Source organism: Kiloniellales bacterium, assembly GCA_030066685.1.
Lineage (GTDB): Bacteria > Pseudomonadota > Alphaproteobacteria > Kiloniellales > JAKSBE01 > JAKSBE01.
The window spans coordinates 34743-54450 of the sequence record JASJBF010000034.1; the positions used below are offsets into that span (position 1 = coordinate 34743).

The 19708-nt window shown below is 69.7% G+C and carries 15 protein-coding genes; 2 read left to right on the forward strand and 13 right to left on the reverse strand.

The window, feature by feature from the left end; translation table 11 throughout:
* Nucleotides 1–84: 84 nt before the first annotated feature.
* The 13 genes from QNJ30_19880 to iolG form a co-directional block, all read right to left on the reverse strand.
* Nucleotides 85–1077: a hypothetical protein gene (locus QNJ30_19880; GenBank protein MDJ0945734.1), complete on the reverse strand. Its 993-nt coding sequence runs from the start codon at nucleotides 1075–1077 to the stop codon at nucleotides 85–87.
* Between the two features lie 63 nt (nucleotides 1078–1140).
* A complete protein-coding gene (locus QNJ30_19885; protein ID MDJ0945735.1) occupies nucleotides 1141–2259 on the reverse strand; it encodes an RIP metalloprotease in 1119 nt (372 codons plus the stop codon).
* Nucleotides 2260–2372: 113 nt separating this feature from the next.
* On the reverse strand, nucleotides 2373–4514 hold the full coding sequence (gene glsA / locus QNJ30_19890; GenBank protein ID MDJ0945736.1) for a glutaminase A: 2142 nt from the start codon (nucleotides 4512–4514) through the stop codon (nucleotides 2373–2375).
* 233 nt (nucleotides 4515–4747) lie between these two features.
* Nucleotides 4748–6094, reverse strand: coding sequence for an ammonium transporter (locus QNJ30_19895; protein MDJ0945737.1), 1347 nt, complete (start codon nucleotides 6092–6094; stop codon nucleotides 4748–4750).
* Between the two features lie 235 nt (nucleotides 6095–6329).
* Nucleotides 6330–7739 carry a type I glutamate--ammonia ligase gene (gene glnA, locus QNJ30_19900; GenBank protein ID MDJ0945738.1) on the reverse strand — a complete coding sequence of 470 codons (1410 nt, stop codon included), beginning with the start codon at nucleotides 7737–7739 and terminating at the stop codon, nucleotides 6330–6332.
* A 366-nt stretch (nucleotides 7740–8105) separates the two neighbouring features.
* Nucleotides 8106–8420, reverse strand: a complete 315-nt coding sequence (locus tag QNJ30_19905) for a HigA family addiction module antitoxin (GenBank protein ID MDJ0945739.1) — start codon at nucleotides 8418–8420, stop codon at nucleotides 8106–8108.
* Nucleotides 8421–8428: 8 nt separating this feature from the next.
* Nucleotides 8429–8707 carry a type II toxin-antitoxin system RelE/ParE family toxin gene (locus tag QNJ30_19910; GenBank protein ID MDJ0945740.1) on the reverse strand — a complete coding sequence of 93 codons (279 nt, stop codon included), beginning with the start codon at nucleotides 8705–8707 and terminating at the stop codon, nucleotides 8429–8431.
* 205 nt (nucleotides 8708–8912) lie between these two features.
* Entirely contained in the window at nucleotides 8913–9650 is a 738-nt protein-coding gene (locus QNJ30_19915) for a response regulator (protein MDJ0945741.1), read from the reverse strand.
* Nucleotides 9651–9748: 98 nt separating this feature from the next.
* Nucleotides 9749–13243 carry a PAS domain S-box protein gene (locus tag QNJ30_19920; GenBank protein MDJ0945742.1) on the reverse strand — a complete coding sequence of 1165 codons (3495 nt, stop codon included), beginning with the start codon at nucleotides 13241–13243 and terminating at the stop codon, nucleotides 9749–9751.
* Between the two features lie 225 nt (nucleotides 13244–13468).
* Entirely contained in the window at nucleotides 13469–13789 is a 321-nt protein-coding gene (locus QNJ30_19925; GenBank protein MDJ0945743.1) for a DUF1127 domain-containing protein, read from the reverse strand.
* A 176-nt stretch (nucleotides 13790–13965) separates the two neighbouring features.
* Entirely contained in the window at nucleotides 13966–14934 is a 969-nt protein-coding gene (locus QNJ30_19930; protein MDJ0945744.1) for a hydroxyacid dehydrogenase, read from the reverse strand.
* Nucleotide 14935: 1 nt separating this feature from the next.
* A complete protein-coding gene (locus QNJ30_19935; GenBank protein MDJ0945745.1) occupies nucleotides 14936–15754 on the reverse strand; it encodes an aldolase/citrate lyase family protein in 819 nt (272 codons plus the stop codon).
* Between the two features lie 42 nt (nucleotides 15755–15796).
* Complete coding sequence (gene iolG / locus QNJ30_19940; protein ID MDJ0945746.1) at nucleotides 15797–16804, reverse strand: inositol 2-dehydrogenase; 1008 nt, start codon at nucleotides 16802–16804, stop codon at nucleotides 15797–15799.
* 152 nt (nucleotides 16805–16956) lie between these two features.
* Here iolG and iolD point away from each other — a divergent pair, with 152 nt between their 5' ends.
* Nucleotides 16957–18804 carry a 3D-(3,5/4)-trihydroxycyclohexane-1,2-dione acylhydrolase (decyclizing) gene (iolD, locus tag QNJ30_19945; protein ID MDJ0945747.1) on the forward strand — a complete coding sequence of 616 codons (1848 nt, stop codon included), beginning with the start codon at nucleotides 16957–16959 and terminating at the stop codon, nucleotides 18802–18804.
* A 2-nt stretch (nucleotides 18805–18806) separates the two neighbouring features.
* Nucleotides 18807–19706, forward strand: coding sequence for a myo-inosose-2 dehydratase (gene iolE / locus QNJ30_19950; GenBank protein MDJ0945748.1), 900 nt, complete (start codon nucleotides 18807–18809; stop codon nucleotides 19704–19706).
* Nucleotides 19707–19708: the final 2 nt, after the last annotated feature.

Below are 19708 nucleotides of genomic sequence, written 5' to 3' on the forward strand. Positions count from 1 at the left end.
TCACGAAATTTCGGGCGGAATAGGCCTTCCGGCCTCCCGCGACCGGCGCACTATACGCGCGGAAAGCCTTGTGTCAACGGGGCTTCAGGCGGAAATCGCCGTCACCGCCGTGGCCGGGCCGTCGGCCTCGAAGCCCTGGGCGAGGATGCGGCCGCTGGCCGGCTCGGCGACCATGGCCAGGCGGGTCGTGGGGTTCAGGATCGGCGGCTTCAGCCACGCCAGGTCGTGCCCGGCGGCCGGTGCCTGGCGGGCCATCAGGGCGGCCCGGCCCTCGCTGTCCTCGCCCCGCGATCGGGCCCGGGGCCGCGGCCCCAGCCAGTGGTTGGCCGCCACCTGCGGGCCCTCGTGCACGAAGGCCTTGTGCTCCAGGCGCTCGATCACGCAGCCCTGGTCGGGTTCCGGCCCGGCCAGGGAGAAGATCGCCGGCATGGCCAGGGGCGCCTCGCTCAGGCGCCTGCGCGCCTCGGCGTAGTCCCGCGCCTGGTCGAAGACCTGACGCAGCAGGTGCGCCGGCGGCAGCCCGGAGGCGCGCCAGACCCCGACCCGGTCGAGGCCCCAGTCGAAGATCATCGAGGCCGAGCGCCGGCGCTGCGGGGCCTGGTTGAAGGCGGCGGCGAAGCGCCCCGGCGCCAGGCCCTGGATCGAGCCGGTGAAGCCGGGCCAGGTCAGGTTGATCCACTCGCCCGCCGGGCCGCGCTGCCGGGCCGCCACCAGGTTGCGGCCCAGGCCCTCGAAGGGCCAGTCCAGGACCCGTAGCAGGCGGCCCTGCGCGCCGTCGGCACCGGGCCCGACGGCGCAGGTGCAGCTCCACTCGTAGCTGAGGTTCAGGAAATAGGCCCCGGGCCGGCCCAGCCGGCGGGCGACTGTCTCGATCTCCTCCAGGTAGGGGTTGCCGCTCCGCTCCAGCCAGCGGCGCGAGACCCGGTCGCCGAAGCGGACCACGAACCCGGGGTAGGTCCGGGTCGCCCCGGCCAGCAGGGCGTTGAGCCGGGCGCCCTCGGCGTCCAGCAGGCAGCCCGGGCCCTGCACGTGGCGCTCGGGAATCGGCGGCAGTTTGTGGTGACGGCGCCCGGTCATGCCATCACAGATAGCACCACCGGCGGCGCTTTCACAGCGCTCTTGCCGCGCCGCGACGGCCGGTCAGAGCGGCGCCGCCAGCGCGATGACCAGGAACATCGCGGTGATCAGGATTCCCCAGGGCAGGAAGGTGACGTCGAGGCGGCCGCGCCGCGCCAGGCCGCGGCGAAGGGTCCAGAGGTTGCCGGCCAGCACTGCCAGGATGATCACCAGCAGGAGCAGCAGCCACGGGTTCTGCGCGCTGCCGAGGAGGATCGGCAGGCCGGTCAGGCCGAAGAGCAGGGCCGAGGTGACGACCAGCGGGGCGCGCGTCTCCGCCCCCCGTCCCGGGCCCCGGCCGGTGACCGCGGCGATCAGCCGCCCGCCGTCGAAGCCGGGCAGGGGCAGCAGCGACAGGCCGGCGAAGGCCAGCGACAGCAGCGCGAAGCCGTAGATCGACTTCGCCGCCACGGTGTCCCGCTCGAAGCCGGGCAGGATCTCGGCCAGAGGATAGAACAGGCGGTTGGTCAAGGTCGGCCGGATGCAGGGGTTGGGGACCGCGGCGGCGGCCCGGCAGGCCGCCTCGGCCAGGCAGACGCTGGGTCCGGCCGCGCCGTCGGTCCTGCAGGCCTGCGGCCAGCCCCCGATCAGCACGCGGAAGGGGTGCCGCACCAGACGCCAGGTCTCGTCCAGGGACAGCACCAGCGCGGATCCTGGCCCGGGCCGCAGCGTGGCCAGGCCGGGCCGGAGGTCCTTGCCGGTCTGCAGGCTGGCGGCGGCGCTCTGCGGACCCTGCTCGCCCGGCGCTGACCCTCCGCCGGCGGGCGCGAAGCCGAGGAAGAAGACGTAGAGCAGCAGGACCGCCAAGGCGAGGTTACCGCCGGCACCGCCCAGGGCGAGCAGGATCCGCTGCGGTCGCCTCAGCTCCCGCCAGGCCAGACCCTGGACTGCCGGCGCCCCCGCGCCCTCGCCGGCCAGCCGCAGATGGCCGAAGAGCGGGATCCAGCCAAGCTGCCACTGCGTCCCGCGGCGGTCGCGTCGCTGCAGCAAGATCGGTCCCAGGCCGACGCGGAAGACCTCGACGCCGAGCCCGAGCAGGCGCGCCGCCAGGTAGTGGCCCAGGTTGTGCGCAACGACCACCAGGGAGAGCAGCAAGCTCCAGGCGGCGAGCAGCAGGAGGCTCAGGCTGATGATGCTCCACATGACGGCGGGCTCGGCTCGCGGGTCGGCAGGGGCCGGACGGCAGGCGCTCCTTGGTACTACAGCCCCGGAACCTATCGCGGAGAGGTTAACGCCTTGCGCCGTCGCGCCGAGCGTCAGCGTGACGCCATCGCCGTCCGGCCCTCGCTATTGCCGGGCGCGTCGCTCCGGCGCCGCTCGCAGGTCCCCCGCAGACGCTCGGCGACCGCGTCCCGGCCGTGACGCAGCGCGTCGTCCAGGGGCGTGTTGCCCCAGCGGTCCCGCGGCTCGAGCGCGATCCCCTGGGCGATGAAGTATTCGACGACCTTCAGGTGGCCTTCCGCCGCCGCCAGGTGCAGCGGCGTGCGCAGGTCGTAGTCGGCGATGTCGAGCGGCACGCCCTTGGCGACCAAGCGGCAGATCGTGGTCAGGTCGCCGGCGCTGGCGGCCCAGATCAGCTCGGCCGTGGTGCTGGCCTCGGCCTGCAGGCGCTGGGCCAGCGGCGGCAGGTCGGCGTTGCCGGGCAGGCTCGGCGCGCCGCGGCGGGCGCCGGCGCCTTCCAGCAGCGCGATGACCTCGCGATGGCCCTGCAGATAGGCGTCGTCCAGCGGCGTGCCGCCCCAGCGGTCCTTCGGGCTGAGGTCGACGCCAGCGGGGCTGCGCGCCTGCTCCCGGACGTAGAAGCCGACCACCTCGGCCTGGTTCTCCGCCGCCGCCAGGTGCAGCGGCGTGCGCAGGTCGTAGTCGGCGCAGCCCAGCTCGGCGCCGCGCAGGAGCTGGTCCTGGATCGCGCCCAGGTCGCCCTTGCTGGCCGCCCAGATCAGCTCGTTGACCCGGGTCGCCTGGCGGCGCGTGCCGCTGATCCGCGGGTCCTTCTTGGCCGAGGCGTCGGTCAGGGTGTCGTAGTTGTGGAAGTTGAAGGTCTCGACCAGGCGGCGGCAGAACTCGACGCCGCGCACGCTGTTGCCGTGGGCGTCCAGGCGCGGCGACCACGTGCAGAGCCCCATGACGTTGGGAATCACGATCATGATCCCGCCGCAGACCCCGCTCTTGGCCGGCAGGCCGATGGTGAAGGCGAACTCGCCGGAGAAGTCGTACATGCCGCAGGAGGACATCATCGCCAGGCAGCGCTGCACGGTCTCGGTCCGGAAGACGCGGACGCCGCTGATCGGGCAGATCCCGCCGTTGGCCAGGGTCGCGGCCACGACCGACATCATCTCCGCGTTCATCTCGATGGCGCAGCACTGGAAGTAGAAGTCGAGCACGTCCTGCAGCTCTGCGTCTTCCGGAAAGGCGTCCTTTTCGCGCATGAAGTAGGCCAGCGCGAAGTTGCGGTCGGCGGTCTGCCGCTCCGAGAGGTAAACCGGCGTGGAGAAGCGCGGCTTCTCGCCGCCGCAGAGCGCCTGCCAGCAGGCCATGACGGCGTCGAAGCGGGCGCCCGCCCAGCCCCGGGCGTCGAGCCCGCCCTGTCCGGCCAGGCGGCGCTTCTCCCGCAGGCTGATCAGGGCGCTGCTCATGATCGCGCCGGCGTTGATCATGGGATTGTGCGGCCGGTTTTGCTTGTCGAGGGTCAGCTCGTTGAAGCAGGCGCCGCTCGGCTCGTGGCCGATGTAGGCATGGACCTCGGCCGCGCCGTGCTCCTCCAGCGCCAGGCAGTAGTTGATCGGCTTGCAGGTCGACTGCAGCGAAAAGAAGGTCCCGGAGTCGCCGAAGGCGGCACGCTGGCCGTCGACCGTGCAGATGCCGACGCCGAAGCGGTCGAGCTCGGGCCCCTTCAGGTCGAGCTGCGGGATGTAGTCGGCGGCCTTGCCGCTGCGGTTTGCCGCCGTTGCGGCGTGGATCCGCTCGATCTCCCGGCAGAAGTCGGTGAAGTCCGGGATCACCATCTGGCCCTGCAGCGCGCGTTCGATCAGCAGGATGTTGTGGCGGATCGCGGTGCAGAAGCTCTCCTGGGGGATCGCCGGTTCCGGCGCCTCCTCGCGCTGTGCGTCCTGCTCCCGCCGATGGGCCTCGAGGGCCAGCATGCTCTCGCGCAGCCGCAGGTCGTCCGGGCTCAGGCCGACCTGGACCAGCATCTTCTCCAGGTCGCTGCACAGCACCCGGTCGTCGTTGTCCAGGTCCAGCGACTTGAATAGGCGGACCTCCCGCTGATCGAGGCCCTGGGCCGCGCCGGCGCTCTGCGAAGCCGCGGCGACGATCGAAAGCGAGCCGGACTTGCGCGGCGCCTTGGTGCTGCGCCCGGACCTCTCGCTCTGACGGGGGTTCTTGCGCGTGGACATGGCAAATCTCCGAAAGAGTGGCCTGGAAGGGCCGCACGGCGGCGCTTCACGTCTTGCCTAGCGATTTAGGGGACCGCCGTTTCAGGGCGATGTCTCGGCTTGGACTTTAGTGTTGCAGTTGTGTCAGCCGCGAAGTTCGCCGCTCGATGCAACGGAAGGCGCCCTCCCCCGCGGGAGGGGGAGGGCGTTCCGGCGGCGACGTTTTCCCGTCGCCTCGGCGCCTCGAAGGGCTTTCAGGAGTTCGAGGGCGCCGCCGAGAATTCGGGATAGGCCCGCATGCCGGTCTCCACCTCGTCGACGCCGAGGGCCTCGCCGACCTCGGTCAGGCGCAGCCGCACGGTCACCTTGAGGGCGAGCCAGACCAGGGTGCTGAGGCTCGAGACGAAGACCCCGACCGCGGCGATGCCCAGGGCCTGTGTCGCCAGGCTGGCGTCCGGATTGGTGAAGGTCACCGCCAGGGTGCCCCAGATGCCGGCCACGAGATGGACCGGGATCGCGCCCACCACGTCGTCGATCCGGAAGCGGTCGAGCAGCGGCGTGCAGGCCACGACCAGGCCGCCGCCGACCGCGCCGATCAGGCAGGCGGCGCCGACGCTCGCGGTATCCGGGCCGGCGGTGATGCTGACGAGGCCGGCCAGGGCGCCGTTGAGCGCCATGGTCAGGTCGACCCGTCCGGTAGTCAGCTGGTTCAGGCCCATCGCCGCCATCACGCCGCAGGCCGAGGCCATGGTGGTGTTGACGTAGATGTTGGAGACGGCGACGGCGTCCGCGGCCGAGCCCAGGGCGAGCTGCGAGCCGCCGTTGAAGCCGAGCCAGCCGAGCCAGAGGATGAAGGTCCCCAGGGTCGCCAGCGGCAGCGAGGAGCCCGGCATGGGCATCACCTTGCCGTCGGGGCCGTAGCGCCCGCGCCGCGCGCCGACGATGATCGCGCCGCAGAGCGCGGCCCAGCCGCCGACCGAGTGGACCAGGGTCGAGCCGGCGAAGTCGACGAAGCCGAGCTCGGCCAGCCAGCCTCCGCCCCAGTGCCAGGCGCCCTGGATCGGGTAGATCACGGCGGTCAGCACGACCACGAAGCCGAGGAAGGGCCAGAGCTTGACCCGCTCGGCCAGGGCGCCGGAGACGATCGAGGCGGCCGTGGCGACGAAGACCATCTGGAAGAACCAGTCCGAGGCGGCGGCGTAGCCGGCGCTGTAGTCGCCGGCCAGGGCGGCCGTGTCGTCGGCCTGCCAGACCGCGAGCGAGCCCAGGAATCCGCCGTCGACGCCCTGGTACATCAAATTGTAGCCGACCAGGTAGAAGGCGATCCCGGCGATCGAGAAGAGGGCGATGTTCTTCAGCAGGATCGTGGTCACGCTCTTGGTCCGGACCAGGCCCGACTCCAGCATGGCGAAGCCGGCCGCCATCCAGAGTACGAGGAAGCCGTGCACCAGGAAGGACAGGGTGTTGAACACGTAGGCCGTTTCCTCCGAGACCGCGGCCTGGGCTGGCGTCGAAACGGCGACCAGGGCGAGCCCGGCCATGAGACCGCCACCCAGGCCGAGCCCGCGGTGCCCCTGCGGGCGGCGTAGTTTGCAAGACATCGAATTGCTCCAATAGACAAAGGTGAACTGCGCAGGGCTGGCCGGAGTTTGGCCCCGCTGCGCCGTCTGCCTTACCTAGGGGCCGGGGATTTCAGGACGATGTCCCGCCGCAAGAGAAGGGTTTCAATTGTAAACGCCGATCACGCCGCCGGCGGCGGTAAGGCAACGAAGAGGACCCGCCGGCGGAGAGGCCGGCGGGTCCGGGTGCAGCGGGTCTATCCGAAGGCAGCTGCGGTCAGGCGCTGTAGTACATCTGGAACTCGACCGGATGCGGGGCCTGCTCGAAGGTCAGGATCTCGTCCCACTTGAGCTCGCTGTAGGCCGCGATCTGGTCCCGGTTGAAGACATCGCCCTCGAGCAGGAAGTCGTGGTCCTTCTCCAGGGCCGTGACCGCCTGGCGCAGCGAGCCGCAGACCGTCGGCACGCCGGCCAGATCCTCGGGCGGCAGGTCGTAGAGGTTCTTGTCCATCGGATCGCCGGGATCGATCTTGTTCCTGATCCCGTCCAGGCCGGCCATGAGCATGGCCGCGAAGGCCAGGTAGGGATTGGCGGTCGCGTCGGGAAAGCGCACCTCGATGCGCCGCGAGCTCGGGCTCGAGCCGTAGGGGATGCGGCAGGAGGCCGAGCGGTTGCGCGCCGAATAGGCCAGCAGCACCGGCGCCTCGAAGCCCGGCACCAACCGCTTGTAGCTGTTGGTGGTCGGGTTGGTGAAGGCGTTCAGGGTCCGCGCGTGGCGGATGATGCCGCCGATGTAGTGCAGCGCGTTCTCCGAAAGGCCGGCGTAGTCGTTGCCGGCGAAGACCGGCGTCCCGTTGTGCCAGATCGACTGGTGCGTGTGCATGCCCGAGCCATTGTCCGCGGCCACCGGCTTGGGCATGAAGGTCGCCGACTTGCCGTGGGTATGGGCGACGTTTTGGACGCAGTACTTGTAGATCTGGAGGTTGTCGGCACAGCGCACCAGGGTGTCGTAGCGCAGCCCGAGCTCGTGCTGCGAGGGGGCGACCTCGTGGTGGTGCTTCTCGATGGTCAAGCCCATGGCCAGCATGGTGTCGACCATCTCGGCGCGCAAGTCGGCGCCGGAATCCACCGGCGGGACCGGGAAGTAGCCGCCCTTGATGGTCGGCCGGTGGCCCCGGTTGCCGCTGTCGAAGGCCTCGCCCGAGACATAGGGGCCCTCTTCCGAGGAGAAGCGGAAGAAGCTGTGGTTCATGTCGTTGCCGTAGCGGACGTCGTCGAAGACGAAGAACTCGGCCTCCGGTCCGAAGACGGCGCGGTCGCCGACGCCCAGCGCGCGCAGGTAGGCCTCGGCCTTGCGCGCCGTGGAGCGGGGATCGCGGCCGTAGGCCTGGCCGGTCCCGGGCTCCAGGACGTCGCAGATCAGGATCAGCTGCGGCTGGGCTGAGATCGGATCGAGGACCGCGGTGGACAGGTCGGGCTTGAGCAGCATGTCGGACTCGTTGATCGCCTTCCAGCCGGCGATCGAGGAGCCGTCGAACATAACCCCGACCTTCAGCGCCTCCTCGTCCACGGCCTCGGCGCAGATGGCCAGGTGCTGCCACTTGCCGCGGGGGTCGGTGAAGCGGTAGTCGACGTAGCGGATCCCCTTCGCCTTGATCATCTGGAGAATCTTCTCGGGCTTTGACATCTCGTGCTTCCTTTGTCTGACAGGTCGAACGCGGCGACCACGGGGTCGAACCCCGCGCTTGCTGTCGAGACTTAGGCGGCGAGTTTTTCCGGAGGATGTCGCGCGGCCCGGAAAAGGGTTTCCTTTGTATCCTGCGGGGCCGGCCTTTCCGAAACAGGGGACGCTAACCGCGGCTGCAGGGGGATGGCAGTCCGCATCCCGGGCGCGTACTGGCCTGAAGCCCGTGCATTTTGAAGCCGTTGCCGTCGAATTCGGAGCTCTTGAAGGCCGCAGCGTCCATCGACGTGCCCGTACTCAATGGTTGCTGGGTTCTCGGATAAAGGATCAAGATCCTGGCCGCTTGTGTCTCCTGCGGCTGAAGAAGGCCTATACGGTCTTCGCCATCATCGGCCTTACGGTCTTGTTGATATCTGCAGCGCTTTCGATCTTCGCCTTGGACAGATCGTGCGAGGCCTGGAGGTTCATCCAGAACTCGGGCGTGGTGCCGAAGAACCGGGCAAGCCGCAGCGCCGTGTCGGGGGTGACGTTCCGCCTGCCGTGCAGAATGGTCGTCACACGGTTCGCCGGCACGCCGATGGCCTGGGCGAGCTTGTTGGCGCTCATGCCGAGCGGCACAAGGAACTCCTCCTTGAGAACTTCGCCGGGGTGCGTCGTGATCCTGTTGTCTGGCGTCCTGAGCATGTTCAACCTCAATGGTAGTCGACGATTCCGACATTGTAGGCGTCGTGCTCCGCCCACTCGAAGCACACGCGCCACTGCCTGTTGATCCGGATCGACCATTGGCCGGCCCGATCCCCGGCCAGGGCCTCAAGGCGGTTTCCGGGCGGCGCGCGAAGGTCTTCGATCTCGTAGGCGGCGTTGACCATATCGAGCTTCCGCCTGGCGACCGACGCGAAAGGCCTGAACTGGCGGACATCCTGACCGTTCCAGAAGGCCTCGGTGCGTCGGTCCTTGAAGCTCCTGATCATGCAGCAAATGTATTTCTTATATGCTTTACGTCAAGCATAAAAACTATACAGTCCAGGTTCTGTCGGGTCGACGGCAGCAACAGGGTCGGAACGGTGATGGTGAGCAGCTTCCGGCTATGCCCGTGATGCCGAGCCGTCTCTGTCCAGGCTTGTCGAGGAGTGAAGCACGATCTCTCTGAACGGTGCCGGTCCGACTGGGAGGCAATCAGACGTGCCAGGCCATCAGCTTGCGGGGGCTGTAGATGTAGCCGGCGCCGCGGACCGTCTTGATGATCTGCGGCTTCCCCGGGTCCTCCTCGATCTTGCGGCGGATCCGGACGATGCGGATGTCGATGCTGCGGTCGAAGGGCTCCCAGCTCCGGTGGTGCGCCATGTCGAGCAGCTGGTCCCGGCTGAGGACCCGGTTGGGGTGCTCGGCGAAGGCCTTGAGCAGGTCGTACTCCATGCTGGTCAGCGGGATCTCCCGGCCCTCGGCGTCGAAGAGCTTGTGAGAGTCGAGGTTGAGCCGGCAGTTGCCGAAGGGCACCTCGTTGGGCGGCCGCGGCGCCGCCTCCGGCCGGGCCTCGCCCCGGCCGTGCAGCCGCCGGGCGACGGCCTTGACCCGGGCCAGCAGCTCGCGCAGGTCGACCGGTTTGGCCAGGTAGTCGTCGGCCCCGACCTCCAGACCGACGACCCGGTCGACCACTTCGCCCGCCGCGGTCAGCATGATGATGCCGACCGCGGTCTTGTCGCGCAGGAAGCGGGCCAGGGACAGCCCGTCCTCGCCCGGCATGGAGATGTCGAGAAGCACAAGGTCGACCCGGGTCTCCTCGATCGCGCGGCGCAGGGCACTGCCGTCCTCCGCGGTGGAGACGTCGAAGCCCCGCAGCGTCAGGTACTCCTGAAGCATGTCTCGGATCTCGGGCTCGTCGTCGACGACGAGGATGTGGATGCGGCGATCCATCGGGTCACGTCCTTCTTCAAGTCGCTGTCGGTCGGTCCGGGGGCACCTCGTTCCAGCTGTTGGCTGCGGCGCGCGCGCCGCGAGACTTGTCATGTGGTTCAGGTCCCGCCCTCCGTTTCGGCGAGCACCTTGTCGATGAGCTCATGCACCTCCAGGGGCGCGAAGGGCTTCTGCACGTAGGGCCGCCCGCTTTCCTTCAGGAACTCGCTGACCTTCGGGCTGAAGGTATCGCCGGTGATGAAGGCGACCCGCCGCAGCAGCGAGGGGCTGAGCTCCATCAGCTTGGCGAAGAGCCGGGGGCCGTCCATGTTCGGCATCCGCAGATCGCTGAGGATCACGTCGAAGCCGTGGCGGGACAGCAGCTCCAGCGCCCGCTGGCCGGACTCGGCGGTGCGGACCTCGTGGCCTTCGGCGACCAGGATGTCGCTCAGCATCCGGGTGACATCCTTCTCGTCGTCGATCACCAGCACCCGGCAGGAGCGGCTGCGGAGTCTCCTGGCGCGGCGCTCCGGCAGGGGCGACTCCTGCGCCGGGGCGACGGGCAGGGACAGGGTGAACACGGCGCCGGCGCCCGGCTTGCTGTCCACCGTGATCTCGCCGTGCAGGGACTCGACGATGCGGTGGCAGACCGCCAGGCCGATCCCGGTCCCGGCGCCGACCTCCTTGGTGGTGAAGAAGGGCTCGAAGATGCGCGAGCGGATCTCCGGCGGGATGCCGGGCCCGGAATCCCGCAGCGAGAGCCTCACCAGGCCCCGCCGGCGGTCGCAGGACGAGGCGATCACCAGGCGCCGCGGGCCGTCCGTGGCCGACATGGCCTGCTGGGCGTTGACGATCAGGTTGGTGACGACCTGGTTCAGCTGATCGGCGTCGGCCCAGACCGGCGGCAGGTCGGGCGCGAGCTCGAGGGTGACGTCGATGCCCGAGGTGCGCAGCGAGTAGCCGGTGACCTCGAGGGTCGACTCGACGATCTCGGTGACGTCGACGGCGGTTCGTTCCGAGGCCTGCTGCCGGGCCATGGCCAGGAAGGTCTTGACGATCCGCGAGCAACGGTCAGCCGCCTTGCCGATCTTGGCCGCCCGCGCGGCGATCTTGGGGTCGCGCGCGGTCTCCTTCATCAGCAGCGCCTGGCCGACCACGACCGACAAGGGATTGTTCAGCTCGTGGGCCACGCCGGCCAGCAGCGAGCCGAGGGCGCCCAGCTTCTCGCTCTGGTGCAGGGCATCGCGGTTCTGCGCGATCTCGGCCTCGACGGCGCGCCGCTCGGTCAGGTCCACCGGACAGCAGACCACGACCTTCTCGCCCTTGTAGTCGATCAGGCGGCCCGAGAGCTCGGCCCAGAAGGTCGAGCCGTCGGTCCGGGCCAGCTCGGCCTCGAAGATCTCGACCTGGCCGCTGCGCCGCAGACGCGCGATGTAGTCCTGACGGTCCTGCGGGTTGGTGTAGAAGGACTGCGCGCGGGCCTGCATCGACTCCGCGCCGTCGCGGCCGAGCAGCGCCTGGAAGGCCGGGCTCTCGTAGAGGATCTCGCCCTCCTCGGCGGTGGCCATGATGATCGGCAGCGGGCAGGCTTCGACCACCTTGCGGATCAGGGCCTCGCTTTCCAGCAGCGCGAGCTCGGCCTCCTTCTGGGCGGTGACGTCCCTGCGCACGCCGACGCAGCCGCCCTGGCGGGTCCTGCGCGTCGAGCTGCGGAACCAGCGGCCGTCCGACTGCTGGAAGACCTTGTCGTTCTTTTCGTTGTCCCGCTGCGCCTTCTGTTCCTCGAGCCATCGGTCGACTCCGCCGTCCGCGGCGACGTACTGCCCGCGCTCGGCGCCGATGCGGATCAGGTCCTCCCAGGCCAGGCCCGGACGCAGGACGTCGGCGCAGGCCTCGTTGAACTCGCGGTAGCGGGTGTTGCACATCACCAGGCGGTCGTCCTCGTCGTAGAGCGCGAAGCCCTCCGACAGGGACTCGATGGCATCCTCCAGGACCTCGCGCGCCCGGCGCAGCTCGGCCTCCCGCTCCTTGCGCTCGGTCAGATCGACCAGGCTGGTGACGCAGACCCTCTGGTCCTGGTAGACGATGACCCGCGAGGACAGAGCGGCCCAGAAGACCGTGCCGTCGGCGCGCCTGAGGCGCGTCTCGTAGCCGTCGACCCGGCCGTCCGTCTTGAGGATCTCGACCAGGCGCTCGCGATCCGCCGCGTCGACGTAGTCGTCGCTGGTGCAGCGCGGCTCGACCGCCGGCCAGGAATGGCCGACCAGGGTGGTCGCCGCCGGGCTCTCGTAGAGGATCTGCCAGGTCTCCAGGTCGGCGACCCGGACCGGCATGGGGCTGCCCTCGACGATCGCGCGGAACTGCGCCTCGCTGCGCCGCAGGGACTCCTCGGCCTGCTTCAGCTTGGTGATGTCGCTGCGCACGAAGACCCGGCCGCCGTCGCCGGTCGGATGGCTGGTGATCTGGACCCAGTCGCCGTTGAGGCGCTGCGCTTCGATCGGCCCGTCCTCTGGGTCCAGAATGCGGTCCAGGGCCCGCGCCACACCCTCTTCCGTGTTGTCGACCGCCGCGCCGGCCCAGGACTTCATCTGTGCCAATGCGAGGCGGTGGTTATCGCGCATCGAGGTCGCGATCATCGCCAGGGGATCGCGTTCGTAGAGTTCGGCGTAGGCGGTGTTGCAGAGGACGAGGCGCCCGGCGGCGTCGTAGATGCCAATGCCGTTGGGGATGCTCTCGACCGCGTCGTGCAGCAGTTGGGACAACCTCTGCCGCTCCTCCGAGAGGATCCGGCGCTCCAGCCGGGAATCGACGCGCTCGGTGATGTCCCAGAGTTCGGCCACGAAGAGCCGGGTGGTCTCCAGGGGGACCTCGCGCACCTGCATCTCGATCGGAAAGCGGCTGCCGTCGTCGCGCAGGGCCTCGGTCTCGACCAGGCCGCTCTGGACCCAGGCCTCGCCGATCTCACCGAAGTGCTTCGCGGCGTCGCGCTGCCATTCCCGCTTTGCCTCGGGCATGATCAGGGCGACCAGGGACTCGCCGATCACGTCGTCGCGCTCTCGGCCGAAGGTCCGCTCGGCGACCGGGTTGAACTCGACGATCTTGCCGGCCTCGTCGGCCACGATGATGGCGTCCAGGGCGGCATCGAGGATCGCCGCCCGCAGGACCTTGGCGTCCTCAAGCCGCCGCTCGGCCTGCTTCTCCCGTCCGATCGGGGTCATGCAGCCGACGAAACCGGCGCCCTTGCCATTCTCGCGGCCGAGCTCGTCGCGGACCCATCGATAGCCGCCGTCGCGATCCCGGAAGCGGTATTCCAAGGCTGCCCGGCCCCGGTTGCGCAGGCTGAGGATCGCCTCGCGGTAGCGCGGCCGGTCGTCGGGATGGATTTGCGCCTCGGCGAAGCCGGGATCCGTCAGGAAGGCGCCGGCCGGGTGGCCGGTGATCGCCTCGACGCTGTCGCTGACGAAGGAGACCTCGAGACCCTCCTCCAGACGGCCGGCGTAGAAAACGACCGGCGAGCGGGTGACCGCGAAGTCAAGGACCGCGGCGGGGATCTCTCCTTCCTCCGGGCCGTCGTCCGGAAGGTCTCGGCTCTTGGCGGGTTCGACCATCTGCATATCGGAACCTCCACATCGCCCCGCCCCGGTGCGGCGGGGCAGCGTGTGTCACGGGAGATCGGCAATCGGGAGGCGAATTCGGTCTAGCCCAGGTTGTGCGGCGAGGCAAGACAATCCGCTGTGACGGGCCGGACGGCTTCGAGCGGTCGTGCGCCGGCGCCCGAACATCGGCTTCGATGCCAGGCGCCGTGCGCGGCAGGTTCGGGTCGGATCGGTCATCGCCGCTCAGCGGTCCCAGTAGGGCGGCAGCTGCCGGCGGCGCGCCTCGAGATCATGGGCCAGGCCCGCGATCTCGGACCGGTTGACCCCAATGTCCTTGAGGACGTGGTCGTCCAGGCGGGACAACTCGTCGATCGTCCGGTTGACCCGCCGCCAGGCCAGGGCGGCGTCGAGCAGGCGGTGTAGATGCCTGTGCCCGTAGGCGACGGCGGATAGGATGTCGTCCGCCACGTAGCTCAAGGGGTTGGAGGGCTCCGAGTGGCGCCCGCTCGCCGGCCTCAAGGCGAGGCGACGGCCGATCAGTCGGTCCTCGGGTAGGTACGACATGGTAGAGGCTCCTTCTCAAATCGCGGCGCCGGCCGGGACCTCCGGGTCCGGGCCTGCGCCGCTGTTCGAGGGATTTAGGGACCGGGTGTTTCGGGGTGATAACGCGCGGTCGGCTTTTTTGTAACAGTTGTTTCAGGCGCTCGGCCGGCTTCCCGGCCGCGATGGGACCGCCTGCGTCAGGCCAGGCCGAGGTCAGCGGCGTTGACGACCAGCCGGCCGTCCAGGCGCCCTTCGAAGAAATCGAGGATGTTATGCATGGCCGCGACGGACATGCGTGATGCGCTCTCCCGCGACAGGCCGGCGGCGTGGGGCGTCAGCACTAGGCGGTCCTCGGCCAGGACCGGCGTTTCCGCCGGCGGCGGCTCGGCCTTGAAGACGTCGAGGCCGGCGGCGGCCAGGCGCCCGGAGCCGACGGCCGCCAGGAGGGCCGCCTCGTCGACCAGGGTGCCGCGGGCGGTGTTGATCAGGATCGCCTCCTCCGGCAGCAGCGCCAGCTCCGCCGCGCCGATCAGCGGCGCGTCGCCGGTCTTGGGCAGGTGCAGGGTCAGGAACTGGGCCCGCTTCAAGCCATCGGCCAGATCGACGGCCGGCGTGGCGCCCGCCGCCGCGATGTCTTCCGCCGGGACAAAGGGATCGTGGACCAGGACCCGCATCTCGAAGGCCTGGCAGAGACGCGTGACCCGCCGGCCGATGCGCCCGAAGCCGACGACCAGAAGGGTCTTGCCGTTCAGCTCGCAGGGTTCCAACGCCTCCCGATAGGTCCAGTTGCCGGCGCGCGTCGCCCGGTCGGCGCGGATCAGGCGCTTAGCTGCGGCCAGCATCAGGGTCAGGGTCTGCTCCGCTACCGACTGCGCATTGACGTCGCCGACCACGGTCAGCGGAATGCCGCGGGCCGTCAGCGCGGCCACGTCGATCGCGTCGTAGCCCACGCCGTGGCGCGAGACGATCTTCAGGCGCGGCGCGGTGGCCAGGATCTCGGCGGTCAGGGGCTGGGTGCGCAGCAGCAGCGCGTCGGCGTCCGGCAGGCGGTCCAGGTAGGCGGTCTCGCCGATGGACTCGATGTAGTCGGAGGTGACACCGGCCGCGCCCTCGAGCAGGGCCAGGCCGTCGGGGTGAATCTTACCGGCGATCAGGACATGCGGCATTTCAATAGCCCGGTTTGGCACCGCTTTCCGCCGGCGCGGCCGTCTCGCCCAGGCGCTCGCGCATCTGCGCTACCTGGGCGGCGCAGGCACCGGCCAGCAGCCGGACGTCGTTGGACAGGGTGACTAGGTCATAGCCCCAGCCGATCGCCCGGGCCGCATAGTCCGGGCTGCCGCAGTGCAGGCCGGCGCGGATTCCGGCCGTCTTGCAGGCCTGGGCGATCTTCTGGATGGCCTCGATCATCTCCGGTTCCTCGCGGTCGAAGCCGGGCGCCAGGCGGCCCTCGGTGAGCCCCAAGGTCAGGTCGGCGGGCCCGACATAGACCGCGTCTAGGCCGGGGGTGGCGACGATCTCCTCCAGGTTCGCCATGGCCTCGGCCGTCTCGACCATGGCGAAGCAGAGAACCTCGTCGTTGGACTCTCCCCCGTAGTTGGCCCCGGCGGAGAAGTTGGCCCGGGTCGGGCCAAAGGACCGCGTGCCCAAGGGCGGATAGCGCATGTAAGAGACCAGCCGCGCCGCGTCGGCGCCCGAGTTGACCATGGGGCAGATGATGCCGTAGGCGCCCGCGTCCAGCGCCTTCATGATCGCGCCCGGATCCAGCCAGGGCACCCGCACCAGGGGCGTGGTGCCGCGCGCGCCCAGGGCCTGCAGCATGCCCACAGCGGCCTGGTAGTCGACCACGCCGTGCTGGATGTCGACCGTCAGGCTGTCGTAGCCGGCCGCGGCCATGATCTCGGCGGAGAAGGGGCTGGCGATCGACAGCCAGCCGTTGACCACCGGGCGGCCCTCGGCCCAGATGCGCTTGATGGCGTTCGGTGTCATGCGCTGCCCTTTCACTTTGTGCCCGTCGCTCCGAGCGATTGCTCAGCCGACCTCGTCGACCCGGACCAGGCGTTTTTCCGCGACCGACTTGTAGGCGGCCTCGGCCAGCAGGAGCGCCCGGCGGCCGTCCTCGAAACCGACCTGCGGCGGCCGCCCCGCCCGGACCGCTTCGACGAAGGAGTCGATCTCGGCGTTGAAGCTCTCCTGATAGCGCTCGATGAAGAAAAAGAGATAGGGCGCCGCCGACTCCACCGTCTCGGCGCCGAAGCGGCGCATCTCGTGCGGCTTGCGGTTGTTCGACTGGATCATGCCCTTGCGGCCCAAGAGCTCGACCCGCTGGTCGTAGCCGTAGACCGCCGTGCGGGAGCCGTTGATGTGGCACATCTTCCCGTCGGCGCAGCGCAGGATGATCATGGCCGTATCGACCTCGTCCAGCTCGGCGCCCAGTTCCGGGTCGATGAGCGCGCCGGCGACGGCGAAGACCTCCTCAGGCTCGTCGTCGAGCATGTAGCGCGCCAGGTCGAAGTCGTGGATGGTCATGTCGCGCAGCAGGCCGCCGGCCGCTTCCAGGTAGGCCCGCGGCGGGATCTCGGGGTCGCGCGAGGTGATGATCACCTGGTGCAGGTCGCCGATCTCCCCGGCCCGCACGGCCGCCCGCGCGGCGCGGTGGCCGGGGTCGAAGCGGCGGTTGAAGCCGATCTGGATCGGCACGTCGTAGTCCGCGATGGCCGCGGCGCAGCGGTTCACCCGCTCGATGTTGATGTCGATCGGCTTCTCGCAAAGGATCGCCTTGCCGGCCTTGGCCGCGGCCTCGATCAGGTCGGCGTGGGTGTCCGTGGCCGTGGCGATCAGCACCGCGTCGATCCCGCCGCTGGCCAGCAGGTCCTCAAGGGAGTCGGCGGCGGCGACGTCCAGCTCCGCCGCGACGGCCTCGGCCGCGGGTCGGTGGACGTCGAAAACGGCGCTCAGGCGCGCCGTCTCGTGGCGCGCGATGTTGCGGGCGTGCATGGCACCGATCCGCCCGCAGCCCAGAACCGCCAAGTTTACCATTTGTCCAAGCCCTCACCCGAGATCCCGACCTCTGACATCCCTCATCTCCGTGTCACAACTTGCAGAGATCATTTCAAAATTCGAAGGCTGTCAATTATCATTCTCTGGCCCTTCGGGGCCAAGAAACATCAAGGAAAGACGGGGCGAGCAGGATGAGGACGGACACGATCAGACTGACCATGGCGCAAGCCGTGGTCCGCTACCTCTGCGCGCAAGAGACCGAGATCGACGGCCAGCGGGTGCCGCTCTTCGCGGGCGTCTTCGGCATCTTCGGCCACGGCAACGTCACCTGCCTGGCGGAGGCTCTGGAGGCCGTGCAGGACCGGCTACCAACCTGGCGCGGCCAGAACGAGCAGTCCATGACCCTGGCGGCGATCGCCTATGCCAAGGCCAAGAAGCGGCGCCAGCTGATGGTCGCGACCTCCTCGATCGGACCGGGCGCCACCAACATGGTGACGGCGGCGGGGGTGGCCATGTCGAACCGCCTGCCGGTGCTGCTCCTCTCGGGCGACGTCTTCGCCAACCGGCGCCCCGACCCGGTGCTGCAGCAGGTCGAGCACTTCGGCAACCCCACCGTGTCGGTGAACGACGCCTTCAAGCCGGTCACCCGCTACTGGGACCGGATCACCCATCCGGAACAGATCATCGCCTCGCTGCCCCAGGCGGTCGCCGTGATGCTCGATCCGGCCGACTGCGGGCCGGCCTTCATCGGGCTCTGCCAGGACACCCAGGAGATCGCCTTCGACTATCCCGCCGCCTTCTTCGAGACCCGGGTTCACAAGGTGCCGCGGCCGCGGCCGGACCGCGAGCGGGTGGCCGAGGCGGCCGAGATCCTGCGCGGCGCGAAGAAGCCGCTGGTCATCGCCGGCGGCGGCCTGCGCTATTCCGGCGCCGAAGCGCGTCTGACCGCCTTCGCCGCCGTGCACGGCCTGCCGGTCGCCGAGACCATCGCCGGCAAGGGCAGCCTGGTCCACGACGACCCGGCTCATGTCGGCCCGATGGGCGTGATCGGCTCCGCCTCCGCCAACGCCCTGGCCGAGGAGGCCGACGTGGTGCTGGCCATCGGCACCCGGCTGCAGGACTTCACGACCGGCTCCTGGAGCGCCTTCCGGCCCGATGCCCGCTTCGTCTCGATCAACGCGGCGCGCTTCGACGCGGTCAAGCACCGGGCCCTGCCGGTGGTCGGCGACGCCCTGGAGACCCTGGAGGAGCTGGGCGCGGCGCTGGGCGACTGGTCGGCCGACGCCGGTTGGATGCAGAAGGGCCGCGACGCCTTCGCGGCCTGGAACGCCCTGCTCGACGACCGCCAGGCGCCGACCAACGCGCCGGTGCCGACCTACGCCCAGGTGGTCGGCGCGGTCAATCGCAAGGCCGGCGCGCGCGACCTGATGGTGGCCGCGGCCGGCGGCCTGCCGGGCGAGGTCAGCAAGGGTTGGAAGGTCAAGTCTCCGGGCACCTTCGACTGCGAGTTCGGGTTCTCCTGCATGGGCTACGAGATCGCCGGCGGCTGGGGCGCGGCCATGGCCGACGACAGCCGCGACACCCTCGTCCTGACCGGCGATGGCTCCTACCTGATGATGAACTCGGACATCTATTCCACGGTCCTGACCGGCCACAAGATGATCGTCGTGGTCTGCGACAACGGCGGCTTCGCGGTCATCAACCGGCTGCAGAACTTCAAGGGCGGCGCCTCCTTCAACAACCTGATCAAGGACTGCCGGGTCAAGGCGCCCTTCGCCGTGGACTTCGTCAAGCACGCGGAATCCATGGGCGCCCTGGCGCGCAAGGTGGAAAGCATCGCGGACCTGGAGCAGGCCCTCGACTGGGCCAAGGGCAACGACCGCACCACGGTCATCTCGATCGTCACCGACGGCTTCGACTGGACGCCGGGCGACGCCTGGTGGGACGTCGGCGTGCCCGAGACCAGCGAGCGCAAGGAAGTACAACAGGCGCGCGCCGATCACGTGGCCGGCCGCGGCAAGCAGCGGGTCGGTGTCTGAGCATGCAGGCGCGGCTCGCCATCGCCCCCATCGCCTGGTCCAACGACGACCTGCCCGAGCTGGGCGGGGACACGCCGTTGGAGACCTGTCTCAGCGAAAGCCGGGCGGCCGGCTTCTCGGGCGTGGAAACCGGCGGCAAGTTCCCCAAGACCAGCGCCGAGCTGGGCCCGATCCTGCGGGAACACGGCCTGAAGCTCGCCTCTGGCTGGTACTCGGGCACGCTGCTGGACCAGGAGCTGGCGGCGGAGAAGGACCAGGCCTGGGCGCAGCTCGAGCTCTTCCGCGACCTGGGCGCCGCCTGCATCGTCTACGGCGAGACCGCCGGCACGATCCAGAACAAACGCGACGTGCCCTTGCGCGGCCGTCGGCGCCTGTCCGACGACGAGATCGCCGACTACGGCCGCCGGCTGACGGCCTTCGCCGAGTTCTGTGCCGAGCAGGGCGTGCCGCTGGCCTTTCACCACCACATGGGCACGGCGATAGAGACGGAGCCCGAGGTCGACCTGCTGATGGCCAAGACCGGCGAGGCCGTCCAGCTGCTGTTCGACAGCGGCCACCTGCGCTTCGCCGGCGGCGACGGGCTGGCGGTGATCAAGAAGCACGGCGAGCGGATCCTGCACGTCCACATGAAGGACATTCGCGGCAAGGTCCTGGACGGCCTGGACTGGGAGTCCGACAGCTTCCTCGACGCCGTGCTGCGCGGAGTCTTCACCGTGCCCGGCGACGGCGACATCGACTTCGGCGCGGTCGTGCAGCGCCTGGCGGACGTGGGCTACGAGGGCTGGTTCGTGGTCGAGGCCGAGCAGGATCCCGTCCAGGCGCCGCCCTTCGAGTATGCCCAGATCGGCCAGCGCGCCCTGACGGCGGCGCTCGGGGCGGCCGGCTACCAGATCGTGGAGTAGGC

What these genes read in the sequence shown, in the direction of transcription:
- QNJ30_19895 (MDJ0945737.1), bottom strand. Translation starts at nt 6,094, where the DNA reads ATGTCTTGCAAACTACGCCGCCCGCAGGGGCACCGCGGGCTCGGCCTG.
- QNJ30_19885 (MDJ0945735.1), bottom strand. Translation starts at nt 2,259, where the DNA reads ATGTGGAGCATCATCAGCCTGAGCCTCCTGCTGCTCGCCGCCTGGAGC.
- iolE (MDJ0945748.1), top strand. Translation starts at nt 18,807, where the DNA reads ATGCAGGCGCGGCTCGCCATCGCCCCCATCGCCTGGTCCAACGACGAC.
- QNJ30_19880 (MDJ0945734.1), bottom strand. Translation starts at nt 1,077, where the DNA reads ATGACCGGGCGCCGTCACCACAAACTGCCGCCGATTCCCGAGCGCCAC.
- iolD (MDJ0945747.1), top strand. Translation starts at nt 16,957, where the DNA reads ATGAGGACGGACACGATCAGACTGACCATGGCGCAAGCCGTGGTCCGC.
- QNJ30_19905 (MDJ0945739.1), bottom strand. Translation starts at nt 8,420, where the DNA reads ATGCTCAGGACGCCAGACAACAGGATCACGACGCACCCCGGCGAAGTT.
- QNJ30_19925 (MDJ0945743.1), bottom strand. Translation starts at nt 13,789, where the DNA reads ATGTCGTACCTACCCGAGGACCGACTGATCGGCCGTCGCCTCGCCTTG.
- glsA (MDJ0945736.1), bottom strand. Translation starts at nt 4,514, where the DNA reads ATGTCCACGCGCAAGAACCCCCGTCAGAGCGAGAGGTCCGGGCGCAGC.
- QNJ30_19930 (MDJ0945744.1), bottom strand. Translation starts at nt 14,934, where the DNA reads ATGCCGCATGTCCTGATCGCCGGTAAGATTCACCCCGACGGCCTGGCC.
- QNJ30_19915 (MDJ0945741.1), bottom strand. Translation starts at nt 9,650, where the DNA reads ATGGATCGCCGCATCCACATCCTCGTCGTCGACGACGAGCCCGAGATC.
- QNJ30_19910 (MDJ0945740.1), bottom strand. Translation starts at nt 8,707, where the DNA reads ATGATCAGGAGCTTCAAGGACCGACGCACCGAGGCCTTCTGGAACGGT.
- glnA (MDJ0945738.1), bottom strand. Translation starts at nt 7,739, where the DNA reads ATGTCAAAGCCCGAGAAGATTCTCCAGATGATCAAGGCGAAGGGGATC.
- QNJ30_19935 (MDJ0945745.1), bottom strand. Translation starts at nt 15,754, where the DNA reads ATGACACCGAACGCCATCAAGCGCATCTGGGCCGAGGGCCGCCCGGTG.
- QNJ30_19920 (MDJ0945742.1), bottom strand. Translation starts at nt 13,243, where the DNA reads ATGCAGATGGTCGAACCCGCCAAGAGCCGAGACCTTCCGGACGACGGC.
- iolG (MDJ0945746.1), bottom strand. Translation starts at nt 16,804, where the DNA reads ATGGTAAACTTGGCGGTTCTGGGCTGCGGGCGGATCGGTGCCATGCAC.